This window comes from Streptomyces nojiriensis (assembly GCF_017639205.1).
GTDB classification, from domain to species: domain Bacteria; phylum Actinomycetota; class Actinomycetes; order Streptomycetales; family Streptomycetaceae; genus Streptomyces; species Streptomyces nojiriensis.
Genome location: NZ_CP071139.1, coordinates 1591412 through 1608197 on the forward strand (window position 1 = coordinate 1591412; position 16786 = coordinate 1608197).

Annotated in this window: 7 protein-coding genes; all 7 read right to left on the reverse strand. The window is 73.6% G+C overall.

Annotation, left to right across the window (positions count from 1 at the left end; all coding sequences use genetic code 11):
* Nucleotides 1-4: 4 nt before the first annotated feature.
* The gene (locus JYK04_RS07645) at nt 5-1408 is read right to left on the reverse strand and encodes a condensation domain-containing protein (RefSeq protein ID WP_189734226.1); all 1404 of its coding nucleotides are present in this window, start codon (nt 1406-1408) and stop codon (nt 5-7) included.
* A complete protein-coding gene (locus JYK04_RS07650) occupies nt 1408-4764 on the reverse strand; it encodes a non-ribosomal peptide synthetase (RefSeq protein WP_189734228.1) in 3357 nt (1118 codons plus the stop codon). The genes JYK04_RS07645 and JYK04_RS07650 overlap by 1 nt, the downstream gene beginning before the upstream one ends.
* Nucleotides 4757-8851 (reverse strand): non-ribosomal peptide synthetase, encoded by a 4095-nt coding sequence (locus JYK04_RS07655; protein ID WP_189734230.1) that lies wholly within the window; start codon nt 8849-8851, stop codon nt 4757-4759. Before JYK04_RS07655 ends, JYK04_RS07650 begins: the two co-directional genes overlap by 8 nt.
* Nucleotides 8852-9046: 195 nt before the next feature.
* A complete protein-coding gene (locus JYK04_RS07660; RefSeq protein WP_189734232.1) occupies nt 9047-10324 on the reverse strand; it encodes an MFS transporter in 1278 nt (425 codons plus the stop codon).
* A gap of 119 nt (nt 10325-10443) precedes the next feature.
* Nucleotides 10444-11475, reverse strand: coding sequence for a winged helix DNA-binding domain-containing protein (locus JYK04_RS07665; RefSeq protein ID WP_189734234.1), 1032 nt, complete (start codon nt 11473-11475; stop codon nt 10444-10446).
* A gap of 142 nt (nt 11476-11617) precedes the next feature.
* Entirely contained in the window at nt 11618-15556 is a 3939-nt protein-coding gene (locus JYK04_RS07670; protein ID WP_189734236.1) for a non-ribosomal peptide synthetase, read from the reverse strand.
* A gap of 15 nt (nt 15557-15571) precedes the next feature.
* Nucleotides 15572-16786 (reverse strand): cytochrome P450, encoded by a 1215-nt coding sequence (locus JYK04_RS07675; protein ID WP_189734239.1) that lies wholly within the window; start codon nt 16784-16786, stop codon nt 15572-15574.

Genomic DNA, 16786 nt, shown 5'->3' on the forward strand with positions numbered 1-16786 from the left:
CTCCCTAGGTGGTGAGCGGGGATGCGGGCGCGGCGGCGGCCCGGTCCAGCACGTCCTCGATTCCGGTGAGCAGCCCTCGCACGTCCTCGGGCGTGGCCGCGTGGCGGTTGTACTCGGCGGTGCCGCCGATCTCGCCGTCCCGTTCCACGAGGCCGATGCAGGCGAGTGCCGCGGCCGGGTCGGGGCTGTAGAGCTCCAGGTGCCGGGCGGGGGGCCCGGGCAGCTGGCCGACCTCGATGCCCGGCAGGTCCAGGGGGACCGACGGGTAGTTGTGGAGGGCGAACAGGACGTTGTACGGCGGGGGTGTTCCGTCGCCGAACAGGACGTCCACGGGCAGGCGTTGGTGGGCGAGCGCCTCGGCCACCGCGGCCCGGGTGCGGTGCAGCAGCTCACGGAAGGCGGGGCCGCCCGCGAGGTCGAGCCGGATCGGTACGACGGTGGTGAACTGCCCGACGGCGCCTTCGAGCGGTCCGGCGAACCGGCCGGCCGCCGGGGTGCCGATCACCACGGAGGTACGGCCCTCCCTGCGGGCCAGTACGACGGCCAGCGCGGCGAGCAGGGTCATGAACGGGGTGGCTCCCTCGGCCGCGCCCAGCTCGAGCCCGGCGTCGACCGGCCCGCGGGCGAGCCGTACGGGCAGGTGGCCCCGTTCGAATCCGCCGGGCGCCCGGGGTGCGGGCGGGTCGGCGGCGAACACCGCGCGGCGGCGGGCGAGTTCGGCGGATCCGTCGGGTCCGGCGAGCCACCGGTGCTGCCAGTCGGCGTAGTCGGGGAACTGGAGCTCGGGCGGGGCCGCCCCGGCCGCACCCTCTCCCTCGCGGTAGCCGGCGGCCAGGTCCGCGAGGAAGACCCCGGAGGACCAGCCGTCGAAGACCGCGAGGTGGGAGGCGAGGATCAGGACGTGCTCGTCGGGGGCGAGCCGCAGCAGCCGGAACGCGCTGGTGCGGCCGCTCTCCAGGTCGAGGACGGTGGAGGCGCTCTCGGTGATCTGCAGGGCCACGCGTTCGGCGGCGGCCTGCGGGGTGAAGCCCGAGAGGTCGGCCCGGGTGAGCCGCAGCACCGGTTCCCCGTCCACGTGCAGCCTCGGCTGGCCGGTGGTGGAGACGGTGAGCCGGGTGCGCAGCGCCTCGTGGCGGCGCAGCACCCCGGTGAGGGCCCCGGTGAGGCGCCGGGGGTCGAGCGGGCCGGTCAGCCGCAGCGCGTGCGAGCCGGTGGCGACGGCCGGATGGGTGCGCTCGCGGCGCCAGAGCCGGGACTGGAGCGCGGTGGGGGGCACCGGCCCCGCGCCGGAGCGCGGGGCCGGGTGGGCGGGCACGGGCTGCCGGGCGGCCAGCATCAGCCGGGCGAGTTCGCGCTTCGCCTCGGGGAGCGCGGCGAGCGCTCCTTCGAGCCCGGCCGGGTCGGCCATCAGGAACCGTCCGGCTGCTGGAGGGAGCCGAGGAGGGCGGCGGCCTCTTCGTCGCTCATGTTCTCGATCTGCTCGAAGACCGCGAGCAGCCGGTCCTGTTCGCCGGCGGCTTCGGCCTTGGCGGCGCGGACCAGTTCGGCCAGTCCGGAGACGGTCGGGCGGCCGAAGAAGTCGGCGAGGGCGATGTCGATGCCGAAGAGGGCGCGGACCCGGGAGACCACGATGGTGGCCTGCAGTGAGCTGCCGCCCAGGGCGAAGAAATCGCCCTCCACGTCCGGGTTCTGCCATTCGAGCAGCGGGGTGAGGATGTCCCGGCAGATCTGCTCCTCGATGGCGTCGCGCGGCGCGGTGCCGCCCTCGGCGGACTGCTCGGTGGGCAGGGGCAGGGCGGCGGTGTCGACCTTGCCGTGCGGGGTGAGCGGCAGTTCGTCGAGGACGACGACGACCGGCACCATGTAGCCGGGCAGCCGGCCGGCCGCGTAGGCGCGCAGGCCTTCGGCGTCGGCGACCTCGGAGGCGTACGAGCCCACCTGTTCGACGGTGACGTAGGCGGCCAGCATGCGCTCGCCGCCCGCCGCGGGCTGGGCCACCACGACGGCCTGCTGCACGGAGGGGTGTCCGGTGAGCACGGACTCGACCTCGCCGGGCTCGATGCGGTGGCCGCGCACCTTGAGCTGGCGGTCGGTGCGGCCGAGGAAGTCCAGGTTGCCGCCGGGCAGCCAGCGGACCAGGTCGCCGGTGCGGTAGAGGCGGGCCGTCTCGGGGCCGTCCGCGTAGGGGTTGTCGGCGAAGCGGTCGGCGGTGAGGTCGGGGCGGCCGAGGTAGCCGCGGGCGACGCCGGGGCCGGCAACGCACAGTTCGCCGGGTACGCCGGGCGGGACCGGGCGCAGCCGCTCGTCGAGGACGAAGGCCTGGTGGCCAGGCATGGGGCGGCCGATCGGCGGGTTGCGGTCGTAGCTGCCGGTGCAGTCCATGAGCGTGACGGCGACGGTCGCCTCGGTGGGGCCGTATCCGTTGACGAACCGGCGCTCCCCCGCGGTCCATTCGGCGACGAGCCGGCCGGGGAATGCCTCGCCGCCCACCGAGACCAGTCGCAGGTCGGGCAGGGCGGCCTGGTCGAGCAACGGCAGCAGGGCGGGCGGGAGTTCCGCGACGGTGACCGCGTCCTCGCGCATCCGGGTCTGGAGCAGGGCCGGGTCGCGGCGCTCGTCGTCGGTGGCGATGACGAGCGAGCCGCCCGCCAGCAGGGTGGTGAAGACCTCGAAGACGGAGACGTCGAAGGTGAGCGGGGCGAACTGCAGGACCCGGTCCTCGGCCCGGATCTCGTAGGCCCGGGCGATGGTGCGGGAGAAGTGGGTGACCGAACGGTGCTCGATCATGACCCCCTTGGGCGTTCCGCTGCTGCCCGAGGTGTAGAGCACGTAGGCCAGGTCGCCGGGGGTGGCGGTGGGCGCGAGGGAGGGGACCTCCCGGACGGGGGCCGCCGTTCCGGTGGTCACCAGCTCCAGCGGTACGGGCAGCTGCGCGGCTTCGTCGACGAGGGCGTGCCGGACCTTGGCGTCGGCGAGGACCGTACGGGTCCGCTCGGCCGGGGCGGCGGGGTCGACCGGGATGTAGTGGGCGCCCGCCTTGAGTACGCCGAGGACTCCGGCGACGGCGGCCGGGCCGCGGGACACGCACACGGCGACCGGGTCGCCGTGGCGGACGCCGCGGTCGCGCAGCCGGTGGGCGATGGCCTCGGACCAGCGGTCGAGGGCCGCGTAGTCGAGCCGGGTGGAGCCGTGGCGGACGGCGACGGCGTCGGGGTGGATGGTGGCCCGCTCACGGAACGCGCGGTCCAGGGTGGTGGTCCAGGCGGCTTCGTCGACGGGGCCGCCGCGGGACAGCTCGCGGGCGTGCCGGGAGGCGGCCGGCTCCTCGACCAGGCTGATGTCGCCCACCTGGAGGTCGGGGTTCTCGGCGACCTGCTCCAGGACCTGCCGGAAGGCGGCGAGCAGGGCGCTCGCCGTGCCGTGCCGGTACAGGGAGGTGTTGTACTCGAGGGAGAGTTCCAGGCCGTCGTTCTCGCCGACCAGGAAGCTCATGTCGAACTTGGCCGCGCCGTCGTGGAGTTGGTCCATGGTGAACTCGACGTCGGCGGCCTGCGCCCGGTGGGTGCCCCAGCGGCCCAGCGAGGTGAACTCGATCTGGAAGAGCGGGTGGCGCAGCGGGTCGCGCACCGGGCGGACGGCCTCGACCACCTGCTCGAAGGGCAGCTCGCTGTTGGTGAAGGAGTCCATGACGGAGGACGCGGTGCGGGTGACCAGCTCGCGGAAGGTGAGCTGGTCGGTGACCTCGGTCCGCAGGGTGATCATCTGGACGAAGCAGCCGATGACCTGCTCCAGGTCGGGGTGCGGCCGGGAGGCGCTGGCCGTGCCGACGACGACGTCCTCGGTGCGGGTCCAGTGCCGCAGCAGCGCGTTGAAGGCGGCGAGCAGGGTGGTGAAGACGGTGGTGCTGTTGGCGTCGGCGAGCTCGGTGAGGCGGTCCAGCAGCTTCTGGTCCAGGGTCAGCTTCAGACCGCGGCCGTCGCCGCGGGTCTCGGGGCCGCGCGGGTGGTCGGGCAGGACCTCGGTGGCGACGGCGCCGGCCAGGAGCTGGCGCCATTTGCCCGCGAGCGCCCGGCCGTGCTCGTCGTTCTCCAGCTTGGCGCGCTGCCAGGCCGCGAAGTCGGCGTACTCGACGGCGAGCCGGGAGGCCTCGGGGCGCTTGCCCGCGGCGGCGGCCGCGTAGCTGGAGGTCAGTTCCTCGGTGAAGATCCGGGTCGATCCCGGGTCCCAGGCGATGTGGTGGACGACCCAGAGCAGGACGTGGTGCTCGGCGGCGAGCCGCACGAGGTGGGCGCGGACGGGCGGGCCGGCGGCCAGGTCGAAGGGGGCGGCGGCGCAGCTCGCGGTGAGCTCGGCGAGTGCGCGGTCCGCGTCGTCGCTGCCGGACAGGTCGGTGCTCTGGACGCCGAGCACGAAGGAGGGGACGGGCTCCTGCCAGGGGACTCCGTCGATCTCGACGAGTTTGCTGTGCAGCACCTGGTGGCGGGCGACGACGGCGTTGAGCGCCTCGTGCAGGGCGGCCCGGTCGAGGGGGCCGCCCAGGCCTATGGCCAGGGCTATGTTGTTGCGGGCCTTGCCGGCGCCGAGCTTGTCGACGAACCACATCTGCTCCTGCTGGAAGGAGGAGCGGGAGCGCGGTCCGTGGTCGGCACGCTTGAGCTCGATGCGGCGGCCCACGCCGGCCGTCATCTGGTTGCGCATCCGTCCCAGCAGCCGGGAGCGCTGTCCCTGGGGCAGACGGCCGAGCCGTTCGGCGAGATCAGACATGGGTTCCTCCGTTGCGGTGCAGGTCGGCGAGGAGAGCGGCGAGCCGGTCGGGCAGGTGCTTGGCGAAGTAGTGGCGGCCTCCGGGGAGCACGGCGAGGCGTACGTCGGCCGCGTACCGGCCCCAGGCGCGGTAGCCGTTCTCGTAGCCCTCGGTCGCGTCGTCGGCGTCGCCGATGATGCAGGTGAGCGGGGTAGCCAGGGGGCGGTCGTAGCCGCCCGGGGTGCGGGCGAAGAAGCGGGCGGCCTCGGTCATGTCGTGGCGGACCATCCGCAGGACCGCGGTGAGGTCGCTGTCGTCGAGGACGCCGTCGAAGCCGTCCATGGTGGTCAGGTAGGCGACGAGGTCGTCGTCGCCGGAGACGCGTTCCATCTCCAGGGCGTACTCGGGGTCCTCCTCGGGGAGGGCCGCGGCGAGGTCCAGGGCGATCGGGCGCTGTCCCAGCCGTTCCAGTACGTGGGTGGTCTCCAGCGCGGTGACGACTCCGGCGCAGTGGCCGTAGACCGCGTACGGTCCCCGCACGGTGCGGGCGATCTCCCGGGCGGCGATCTCCGCGAACTCGGGGACCGGCAGCATGGGGCCGGGGCGCAGCGGGTCGTGTCCGGGCGGGGAGACGGCCAGGAGCTCGATGTGCGGCGGGAGCTGGGCCGCGAGGGGCTGGTAGGCGATGGCGTCGCCGCCGCCGTGCGGGAAGCAGACGAGGGTCAGCGCGGTGGTGCCGGCGGGGCGTTCGGGGGTGAGCCGGTGCAGCAGCCGGTGCTGCTGCGGGCCCGTTCCCGGTCCGGTTCCGGCGAGTTCGGCGGCTTTGGCGGCGAGCCCGGCCGGCGTCGGGTTGCTGAAGAGGTCGACGACGCGCAGGGCGGCGGCTCCGCCGTCCGGCAGGGCGGTGGCGACGGCGCGGACCACGCGGACGGCGGCGAAGGAGTCCCCGCCGAGGGCGAAGAAGTCGTCGCCGGGCGCGACTTCGGCCACGCCGAGCACCTCGGCCCAGACGGCGGCGATCCGCAGGACGACCGGGTCCGCGTCCGCGGGCGCGGTGGTGGGCCGGTCCGGTGCGGGGGCGGCGGGGCGCGGGTCGGGCAGGGCGCCCCGGTCCACCTTGCCGTTGGGGCTCAGCGGCAGCCGCTCCAGCAGGACCAGTTCGGCGGGGACGCAGTGCGGGGGCAGGACGGCGGCGAGGGCGGTGCGCAGGGCGGCGGGGTCGAGGTCCGCGCCCTCCTCGGGCACCACGTAGCCGACGAGGCGGTCGGAGCCGGCGGTGCGGCGGGCGGCCACGACGGCCTCGCGGACGCCGGGGCGCTCGCGCAGCGCGCTCTCGACCTCGCCGGGCTCGATGCGCAGTCCGTTGAGCTTGATCCGGAAGTCGGTGCGGCCGAGGAGTTCGATGGTGCCGTCGGCGCCGTAGCGGGCCAGGTCGCCGGTGCGGTAGAGGCGTTCGGTGCGCCCCGGCTCCAGCTCGACGTGGACGAACTTCTCCTCGGTGAGCTCGGGCCGGTTCAGGTAACCGCGGGCCAGTCCGACGCCGCCCAGGTGGAGTTCGCCGGGGACGCCGACGGGGACGAGGCGGTCCTTCGGGTCGAGGATGTAGGTCAGCTGGTTGGCCATGGGCCGCCCGTACGGGAGCTTCGTCCACTCGGGATCGACCCGGCCGACGGGGAACTCCACCGAGTGGATGGAGGCTTCGGTCGCCCCGCCGAGCGCGACGAAGGACAGGCCGGGCGCGAAGGCGCGGATCCGGTCGGGCTGGGTGACGGGGATCCAGTCGCCGCCGAGGAACGCGGTGCGCAGCTTCGGCAGCCGGGGCCCGCCGGCGTGTTCGAGCTGGTCGGCCAGGAGGCCGAGGAGGGCGGGTGCCGAGTTCCACACGGTGACGCCGTGCCGCTCGACGAGGTCGGCCCAGTGGGCCGGATCCTTGGCGGCGGCCGGGTCGGGCAGGACGAGCGTGCCGCCCGCGGCGAGGATGCCGAGGGTCTCGTAGACGCTCATGTCGAAGCTGGGCGAGGACAGGGCGAGGACCGAGTCGCCGGGCGCGATGCCGTACGAGCGGTTGAGGTCGAGGATGTTGTTGACGACGCCCCGGTGTTCCAGGGCGATGCCCTTGGGGGTGCCGGTGGAGCCCGAGGTGAAGATGACGTAGGCCAGGTCCCGGGAGGTGACGGGGACGGCCGGGCGGGTCGCGGGCAGCTCGGCGAGCGCGGCCCGGTCGGTGTCGAGGAGCACCCGCGCGGTGCCGGCGGGGACGGGCAGTCGGCCGATCAGCTCCGCGTCGGAGACGACGATGGGCGGTGCGGAGTCCCGCAGCAGCAGCGCCAGGCGCTCGGCCGGGTAGTCCGGGTCGAGGGGGACGTAGGCCCCGCCGGCCTTGAGGACGGCGAGGATCGCGGTGACCAGTCCGGGGCCCCGGCGCAGGCACAGCGCCACGGTCCGGTCGGGTCCGGCGCCGGCTTCGACGAGCCGGTGCGCGAGCCGGTTGGCGCGCTCCTCCAGCTCCCGGTAGGTGATGTTCCAGCCGCCGAGTCCGCCGAGGATCACTGCGGGCGCGTCGGGCCGCCGGTCGGCGTGCTGCTCGAACAACTCGTGCAGGCAGGCGTCCTGGGGGAAGGGGGCGCGGGTGGCGTTCCAGTCGTCCAGGGCGGCCCGGCGCTCGGCGTCGGTGAGCAGCGGCAGGGCGGACAGCGGGGCGTCGGGGCGGTCGACGGCCCCTTCCAGAGTGGTGAGGAAGTGGCCGAGGAGGCGGTCCACGGTCCCGGCGTCGAACAGGGCGGTGGGGTACTCCACGAGGGCGCGGACGGCGGTGCCGGTGTCGTGGACGCTGATCATGAGGTCGTACTTGGTGGCGTGCGAGGAGAAGTCGATGGGCTCGGTGGCGACGCCCGCGAGGCCCGGGGCGGTGTCCGGGGTCTCGTCGAGGAGGAACATCACCGAGGTGAGCGGCGGCCGGCTGGGGTCGCGGGGCAGCCCGAGGGCGTCGACGATCAGGTCGAAGGGCAGTTCCTGGTGCGCGTACGCCTGGAGGGTGGTGTGGCGGGTGGCGCGGACCAGTTCGGCGAAGCCGGGGTCGCCGCCGGTTCTGATGCGCAGCGGCAGGGTGTTGACGAAGAAGCCGATGAGCTCGCTGAAGGCCGGGTGGTCGCGGCCGGAGACCGAGGTGCCGACGACGATGTCCTCCTGGCCGGTCCAGCGGCGCAGGGTGGCGGCGAAGCCGGCCAGCATCGTCATGTAGAGGGTGGCGCCCTCGGACTTGCCGAACTCCCGCAGCCGGGCGATGAGCCGGGGCGGGAGGTCGATGTAGCGGGAGGCGCCGGCGTGGCCGAAGACGGGCGGTCTGGGCCGGTCGGTGGGCAGGTCCACGGGGGTGGCGCCGCCCAGCTCCTCCCGCCAGAAGGACGTGAGGCCCTCCAGCCGGTCCCCGCTGACGCGGCGGCGCTGCCAGGTGGCGAAGTCTGCGTACTGGAGGGCGAGCGGGGCCGCCGCCTCGGCGGACGCGCCGGTGCGGGCGGCGTAGGCGCGCTCCAGTTCGGTGTAGAGGACGCGCATGGACCAGCCGTCGGTGACGATGTGGTGCAGGTTGAGGACGAGGACGTGGTCCTCGGGGCCGATCCGGCCGAGCCGGGCCCGCAGCGGGACGGCGCCGGCCAGGTCGAAGGGGGCGCCCGCGTCGGCGTCGTAGAACGGCCGGGCCGCCTCCTCGTCGGGGAGTTCGGTCAGCGGCAGGGGCAGCCGGTAGCCGTCCACCACCCGGGGTACGGCCTCGGTGGCGCCCTCCTGGTAGGTGTAGACGGTCCGCAGCACCTCGTGGCGGTCCACGATGTCCTGGAGCGCCGCGTGCAGGGCGGGGACGTCGAGCGGGCCGCGGATGCGCGTGGCGACGGGCACGTTGTAGGCGGGGCTGCCGGGCTGCAGCTGGTCGATGAACCAGAGGCGGCGCTGCGCGAAGGAGAGCACGGGCGCTTCGGCGGGGTCGCGGGGTGCCGGCTCAGGGTCCTCCCGTACGGCGGCGCGCCCGCCTCCTCGGCCGGTCAGGGCCTGGAACAGTGCCCGGCGGGACTTCGGCAGTGCGGCTATGCGTTCGGCGAGGGACTCGCTCACCTTGAGCCTCCGTGCGTCTTCGGGAGTCGGGAGAGGGATACGGCGAGGGGGGCGCCGCGGGTCGCGGCGCCGGGTGCGGACGTGCGGGGAGTACGGGCGTGCGGCGGTGTGCGGGAGGTGTACGGGGTGCGGGGCGCAGTGTGGAGTGGGTGCCGTTCGGCCGGCACCCACTCCCACACCCCTGGCAGGTGCCGATCAGGCGGTGATCCTGGCCTCGTCCGCGGCCGGAGATCCCTCCTCGGCGGTGTCGTCGCCGCCGGGCATTTCCTTGATCTTGGCGACCGGCCCGCCGAGCAGGGTCAGGCCGCCGATGATGGTGACGCTGCCGGCCACCGCGAGGCCGCCGGTCAGGCCGATCGCCTCGCCGAGCGCGCCGCCGGCGAAGTAGCCCAGCGACAGGGCGCCGTACACCGCGGAGAGCGCGGTGCCGCTGACGCGGCCCATCTGCTCGTTCGGGGTGACACCCTGCACGAGGCTGAGGACGTGGATGTCGAACATCGGGGAGACGAAGCCGATGACGGCCTGGACCACGATCAGTCCGACGAAGCCGCCGATCGCGCCGCCGGTCGGGACCAGGATGTAGCCGGCGCCGAGCACGACCGCGGTGATGACCAGCAGGCGGCCCACCGAGAGGCTCTTGGACACGACCTCGGAGAGCACCGCGCCGACGATGACGAAGACCGACATGACGGCGAAGGCGACACCGACCTGGCCGGGGCTGAGGTCCAGCACCTTGTACGCGTAGACGATCAGGATGGCGTCACCCATCGCGGCACCGAGGTTGACCACGACGTTCGCGGTGAACAGGCCGCGCAGGACGGGGTTGCCGAAGAGGGTCCGCATGCCCTCCTTCATTTCCGCCTTCGCGGAGGCCTTGCGCTCCTCGGTCCGCTCGCGCACGTCCCGGTGGCGGATGACCAGCAGGGCGATGAGCGAGATGAGGAAGGTGAACGCGTCGGCGGTGACGGCGCGTGCGGCGCCGAGCAGCTGGATGAGTGCGCCACCGGCGCCCGCGCCCACCGCCTCGGCGACGCTGCGGCTGATCTGGAGTTTGGTATTGCCTTCGATGAGGTTCTCGGTGCCGATGAGCTGCGGCAGCCAGGACTGGTAGGAGACCTCGAAGAAGGTGGTGAGGCAGCCGGTGACGCCGGCCACGATGAAGAGGTGGGTCATGCTGACGGAGTCGAGCGCGAACGCCAACGGAATCGTGGCCAGGGCCAGGAAGCGGCCCAGGTCGGCGACGATCATGACGGTACGCCTCGACACCCGGTCGGCCACCAGCCCGGCGATCGGGGCGAGCAGCAGGAAGGGGAGGAAGCGCAGCGCGCCGAGCACGCCGACCTCCAAGGCTCCGCCGCCCAGCACCACGACCGCGAGGGTCGGTAGTGCCAGGAGGGAGATCTTGTCGCCGAAGTTGCTGACGGTCTGCCCGAACCACAGGCGATTGAAATCGGAATGCCGACCGAGTGCCATGTCGACGCCCTTTTCTGATTGGGTACGGAATTGTCGGACGGCACTGACGCTATGGACCCCGAGTTAGACCCCGGTTATGAATTCCGGGACTATAGACCGCTTGTAGACATGCGATGGGTTCAGCTGGAGAACCGTGCGATGTCGGCGCTCTCGCGGGCGATTCCGGCGGCCACGGCGGGGGTGTGGGGCTCGGTCCCGGGGAAGGGTTCGACCGTCACCGGTGCCCCGCGGCGGCCGCCCGACCAGGTGCCGACGGCCAGGCCGTCGACCAGCACGGTGGCGCGGATCTGCCCGCCGCCGGGCCACACCCGGCGTTCGTGCGCGGCGGGCACGGACAGGTCCCGGCTGCGGTAGCCGACGAGGTAGTTGTCGTAGGCCGGCAGCAGGCGTACGTCGGGCCCGCCCTGGGTGGGCGCCGGCTCGGGCCCGGTCTCGCGTACGGCGGCCCACGCGTTCTTGCCCGTGGTGGCCTTGAGCCCCGACCAGTGGACGAAGTCCAGGGCGTCGGAGGGTCCGTACGCCGCGCGGTAGCGGCGCGCGAGTTCGCGTTCGGCGGCGGCTCCGGTGAAGGGCAGGGGGCCGGTGGCGGGCAGCCAGTCGTCGAGGAGGACGAAGGTGGCCTCGCCGCCGCGCTGCGGTCCGTGGCAGATACGGCCGTTCAGGGCCGCCCGGCGGATCAGGTGGAAGGCGGACTGCCCCTTCGGCTCCACTCCGAGGGTGGTGAGCCGGTCGGTGAGCTGGGCGCGGGTCAACGGCCCCTCGCCGTCGATCGCTTCGGTGATGAGGCGTTCCGAGCGCGTGCACAGGGACTCGTCGAGGCCCAGTTCGCGCAGCCGCCGGGCGGCGAGCGCGAGGTAGACCGGGCCGAAGAGGGCCAGCAGCCACCGGGCGTCGGCGGCCGGCACCAGCTGGAGGGTGCCGCGCATGAACCAGCCGCGGACGGCGCTGCGTTCGGTGTCGGTGGCCCGGCGCACCGCCTCCTGGGTCAGCCCGCGGGCCCGCACCCGGAGCCCGAGCTCCGCTGCGGGCAGGTCCTGCGCCTGCACGGCCAGCACCCGGTCGAGGACGGCGGCGACCGATTCTTCCCGGACCTCGCCCCCGATCGCCTGTGCGCGAGCCCTGAGCAGCCGGTCGGTCGTACGTCGTTCCACGTTGTCCAGTCTTTCAGCCGAGCGGCCGTGGCCGCATCTTCTCGTTGCGGGTACGGCCGCGTCGGCCCCGAACGACGCCGAGGCCCTGCGCCGGGCGGCCGGGGAGCCGCCCGGCGCAGAGCCGGGCCGGGGCGTGCGGCCGTCAGCGCCTGCGGCGCAGCACCGCGTAGTAGCCGGGCAGCCGCAGGGCGTCGGAGTCCGACCTGGGGTCGATCGCGTGCAGTTCTATCGCCTCGTCGTCGACGACCTCCCACGCGTCCGCGCCGAACGCCTCGGCCAGTTCGGGCCGGGTGAAGCGGTGCGAGTGCCGGACACCGGCCGCCTCCAGCGGGCCGACCAGGTCCTCGGCGCGGCCCCGCTTGCCGCCGACGAAGCCGAGGTAGCCGAAGGAGTTGCTGGAGTAGTCGGGCTCGTGCACGATCAGCGTGCCCTCGTCGCCCAGCAGGCGGTCGGCGACCGCGGCGAGCCGGGCCCGGGCCTCGGTGTCCAGGACGTGGAAGACGCCGCGGACGAAGATGTTGTAGGGCCCCTCTCCCAGGACCGCGGCCTGTTCGGCGTCGGTCATGTCGATCGCCAGGTAGTCGACGTTCGGCACGCCCTCGGCCTCGCGCTTGGCGTGGTCGATGGCGCTGACGGAGACGTCGACGCCGATGACCGAAGGGTAGTACGGGGCGAGTTCGCGGCTGTAGCGGCCGTTGCCGCAGCCCAGGTCGATGAGCGGCAGCTCGCCGCGGAAGTGGCGCCGCGCCTGGTCCAGCAGCCAGTGGAACTCCTCACCGCTGTCGGCGTCCCAGATGACGTCGCCGCCTCGTCCGGTGCGCCGGATCCCGGCCCAGTACCGCTCCCAGGCGTCGCCGGTGTCGCGCTCCTCGGTCTTGCCGGGGGCGGCGCTCTCCTCGCCGGGCGGCGGGGAGTGGCGTTCCCAGACCTCGTCCTCGGCGAGGGCGTCGAGCAGGGAGGTGAACTCCTCGAACATCGAGTCGATCAGCCCGTCCGGGTAGACGGCGGGCAGGAAGTCCCAGTTGAAGGTGAGGCCGTCGGGCTTCTCGAAGACCTGGAAGTCGAGGGAGACCTGCGGGGTCTGGGAGATGCCGTAGACCGGGGCGCCCAGCTCGGTCTCCTCGTACTGCGGCGGGTGGCCGGCCAGGCTGGTCATCACCACGGGCATGGCCGGGGCGAGGGAGCCGCGCAGCCTGGTCAGCTCGCGCAGCACCTGCACCCCGCTGAAGTAGCGGTGCTCCAGGTCGGCCCAGAGCCGGCGCTGGACGGCCTGGGCCCGTCCGGCGAAGGTGGACTCCGTCTGCTCGACGGCCAGCAGCAGGGTGGTCGTGGTGTCCGCGAGCAGCGCGTTGACCTGGGGGTGCAGCGGGAGGCGGTTGAACAGCGGGAAGTTGATGGTGAACCGGGCCTGTCCGGCGGCCCTGCCGAGGATCTCGGCGTAGGCGGCGGCCAGTACCCCGGAGGGGGTCACCTCGCGGGCGTGCGCGCGCTCCTGGATCCTGCTCCACCGCTCCGGGGCGACGACGTGGCTGCGGCGCTCGAAGCGGACCGGCAGCTCGGGGGCGTCGGCCGGGCGCTCGGGCAGTTCGGGGGCGGGCGGGAGGGTGGCGAGGCGGTCGCGCCAGTACCACTCGGAGCGGCGGTAGAGCTCGCTGTCGCGCAGCGAGTTCCCGACGGCGAGGACGTAGTCGCGGAAGGTCAGCTCGAGCGGGGCGAGTTCCGCGCCGGGTTCCACGTAGTAGGTGACCAGGTCGGGGATGAGGACCTGGAAGTAGCTCCAGGCGTCGGCGACGAGGAAGTCCAGGCAGAGGTGGATCCGGGCCCGGCCGCCGCCGAGCAGGCTGATCCGTACGTCGAACAGCGGCCAGGCGTCGGCGTCGAGGACCTGGTGGGAGAGCCGCTCGCGCAGGGCGGCCAGCTCGGCCTCGCGGGATTCCCCGTCGAGTCCGCCGAGGTCGGTGACGGGGATCTCGTACGCCGGGATCTCCTCGAAGACCTGCTGGGTGCCGTCGGGCAGCACGCGGGTGCGCAAGGCGTCGTGGCGTTCGACGAGGCGGCGCCAGGCGCCCTCGAAGCGGGCCACGTCGAGCTGCTCGCTCTCCCACTCGAAGTAGCCGTGGCAGCCGACGTTGCCCAGTTCGACGAGTCCGCCGCGGCCGATCCACAGGGCCTGCTGGCTCTCGGTGAGCGGGAAGGGCTCGAAGCGGGCGGCGGGGTCGGGGACGATCGCGGGGAGTCCGCCGAAGGAGCCGCGGCCGCCGGTGCGTTCGGTGGTGACGAGGGTCGCGAGCTCGGCGACCGTGGGGCAGGTGGAGAGGTCGGAGAGGCTGAGCTCGACGCTGTAGCGGCGGCGGATCTCGTCGATCAGCTGGAAGGCCAGCAGCGAATGTCCGCCCAGCTCGAAGAAGTTGTCGTGGATGCCGACGCCGTCGGTGCGGAACGCCTCGGCCCACAGCCGGCTGAGCCCGTCCTCGACCTCGTTGCGGGGGGCCTCGTAGCCGGCGCCGACCGCGTCTCGGCCCTCCGGGGGCTCGGGCAGGCTGCGCCGGTCGACCTTGCCGTTGGGCAGGCGCGGGAGGGCGGGCAGCACGACGACGGTGGCGGGGACCATGTAGTAGGGCAGGGTGCGGGCCACGTCGGCGCGCACCGCCGCCGGGTCCGGGGCGTCCGCGCCGGCCGGGGACACGTAGGCCATGAGCCGCTTGTCGCCGGGGCCGCGCTCCTGGGTGACGACGACGGCCTCGGCGATGTCGTCGAGACGGGCGATGTGCGTCTCGACCTCCCCGAGCTCCACGCGGAAGCCGCGGATCTTCACCTGGGAGTCGGACCGGCCGAGGAGTTCGACGGCGCCGTCCTCGCGGCGGCGGGCGAGGTCGCCGGTGTCGTAGAGCACCGGGTGCGGGTCGTCGGCGACGAAGTTGGGGTGGAACTTCGCGGCGGTGAGCTCGGGGCGGCCGTGGTAGCCGGCCGCGACCCCGGCGCCGGAGACGTGCAGGCGGCCGACCTCGCCCTCGGGCACCGGGCTGCCGTCCTCGCCCAGGAGGTGGACGCGGAGGTTGGCGATGGGCACGCCGACCGGGACCTGCCGGGTGGCGCGGACCTCGTCGGAGGTGGCCTGGCTGGTGAAGTCGACGCCGGCCCCGAGGTCGAGGCAGGACAGGACGTTGGTGGTCTCGGTGGTGCCGTAGGTCATCACGACCCGGAACGGGGTGTCGACGGGCGGCCAGCTGTGGACGCGCTCGGCGGTGGTCACCAGGATCCGCAGCGCGGTGTCCGCGGGCCAGTCCAGGCCCCAGGCGGGCTCGGCCAGGGCGGCCACCAGCATGGTGTGGGTGATGCCCGCACCGACGAGCCAGTCGCGGATCTGCTCGGGGGTCTGTGCCTGCCCGGCCTCGGGGATGTGGATCGCCGCGCCGGCGGGCAGGTAGGCGAGCCACTCCATGATCTGGACGGCGAAGCCGGGGGTGGACATCCACGAGGCGCGGTCGCCGGGCCGGACCCCGTAGGCGCGGGTGGTCCAGTGCACGAGGTTGGTGAGTGCGCCGTGCCGTTCCAGGACGGCCTTGGGGGTTCCGGTGGAGCCGGAGGTGTAGATGAGGTGGCTGACGGTGTCGGGTCCGGTCACGACGGCGGGCGCGGTGTCCGGCAGGTCCTGCCCGGGCGTGCCGACCTCGGCGCGGGGGACGTCCTCGGGTATCCGGCGGCCGAGGTCGGCCGGGGTGAGGACGAGCAGCGGGGCGGCGTCGGCGATCATCGCCGCGAGCCGGTCGTCGGGGTTGACCGGGTCGAGGGCGACGATCGCGGCGCCCGTCTTGAGGATGGCGAGGGAGCCGATGACGTACTCGGCGCTTCGGGGGTAGCAGAGGCCGATCCGGGTGCCTTCGACGGCTCCGCGGGCGATCAGGGCGTGCGCCAGCCGGTTGGTGGCGGACTCCAGTTCGGCGTAGGTCCAGCTGCGGTCGCCCTGCGCGAGGGCGGTGGCCCGAGGGGTGCGGGCGGCCTGTTCGGCGAGGAGCTGCGGATACCCGGCGGCGGGGAAGGCGGCGTCCGAACGGTTGAAGTCGACGAGTGCGGTGGTCACAGTGCGGGCCCTTTCTTACTTCGCGAAGGCTCGGCTGCGCAGCAGCCGCACGGGGAGACTGTTGATCCCCCAGGTGAAGTTGGAGGAGTTGAAGGTGACGGGTCCGGCCAGTTCGAAGCCGTCCAGCACGCCGAGCATCTCGGTGAGCAGCGCGCCGAGTTCGAAGCGGGCGAGCCGGGCGCCCAGGCACAGGTGGCGGCCGTGCCCGAAGGCGACGTGCCGGTTGGGGCGGCGGTCGACCCGGAAGGCGTGCGGGTCGGCGAAGACGTCCTCGTCGCGGTTGGCCGAGACGTTCCACAGCGTCACCCGGGCGCCCTCGGCGACCGGGATCCCGTTGATCTCGGTGTCGCGGACGGCGGTGCGCAGGGCGTGCACCCCGGGGGTGGTCCAGCGCAGGATCTCCTCGACGGCCGGGGCGATGCCGCCGGGGCCGAGGCCGCGCAGCAGCCGCCACTGGTCGGGGTGTTCGGCGAACATGTGGACCGCGCCGGCCGCCGAGTAGCGGGTGGTCTCGTTGGCCCCGGAGAGGACCCCGTTGAGGTTGAAGACGATCTCGTGATCGCTGAGGGGGCGTTCGGTGCCGTCGCCCTCGTCCACGAGGGTGTCGTGGGCGATCTGGCTGACCAGGTCGTCGCCGGGGCGGACCCGGCGCTCGGCGAGCAGCTCGATGAAGTAGAGGAAGATCTCCGAGTGCGCGTTGGTGCGTACCTCGTCGTCCGGGGAGTCGAAGGCGTCGGTGGTCAGGGCCCCGATCCAGGCCCAGTCGGCGCGCGGGATGCCCATCATGGCGCAGACGACCCGGTTGGGCAGCTGCTTGGCGAGGTCGATGAAGTCCAGTTCGTCGCGTTCGGCGGCCTCGGTCACCAGCTCGCCGACCACCTTCTCGACCATCGCCTCCAGACGCGGCATCTGCTGCGGTCCGAAGGCCTGGTGGAGGGCCCGCTTGAGCCGGGTGTGGTGGGGGACGTCGGAGACGATGAGCATGCGCTGGGCGACGGCGGCGACGGCCGCCGGGTCGCTGCCCAGCCGCATGCCGCGCGCCGAGCTGAAGGTGTCGCTGTCGGCGTAGACCTTCATGATGTCGCGGTGGCGGGTCAGCGCCCAGAAGCCCCCGTCCCCGCTGCCGGGCTCGGGGTGCCAGTGGACGGGCGAGTGGGCGCGCAGCCAGGTGAAGGTGGGCCAGAAGTCGTTGCGGCCGAAGGGGCCCGGGTCGAGCAGGTCGATCTCCAT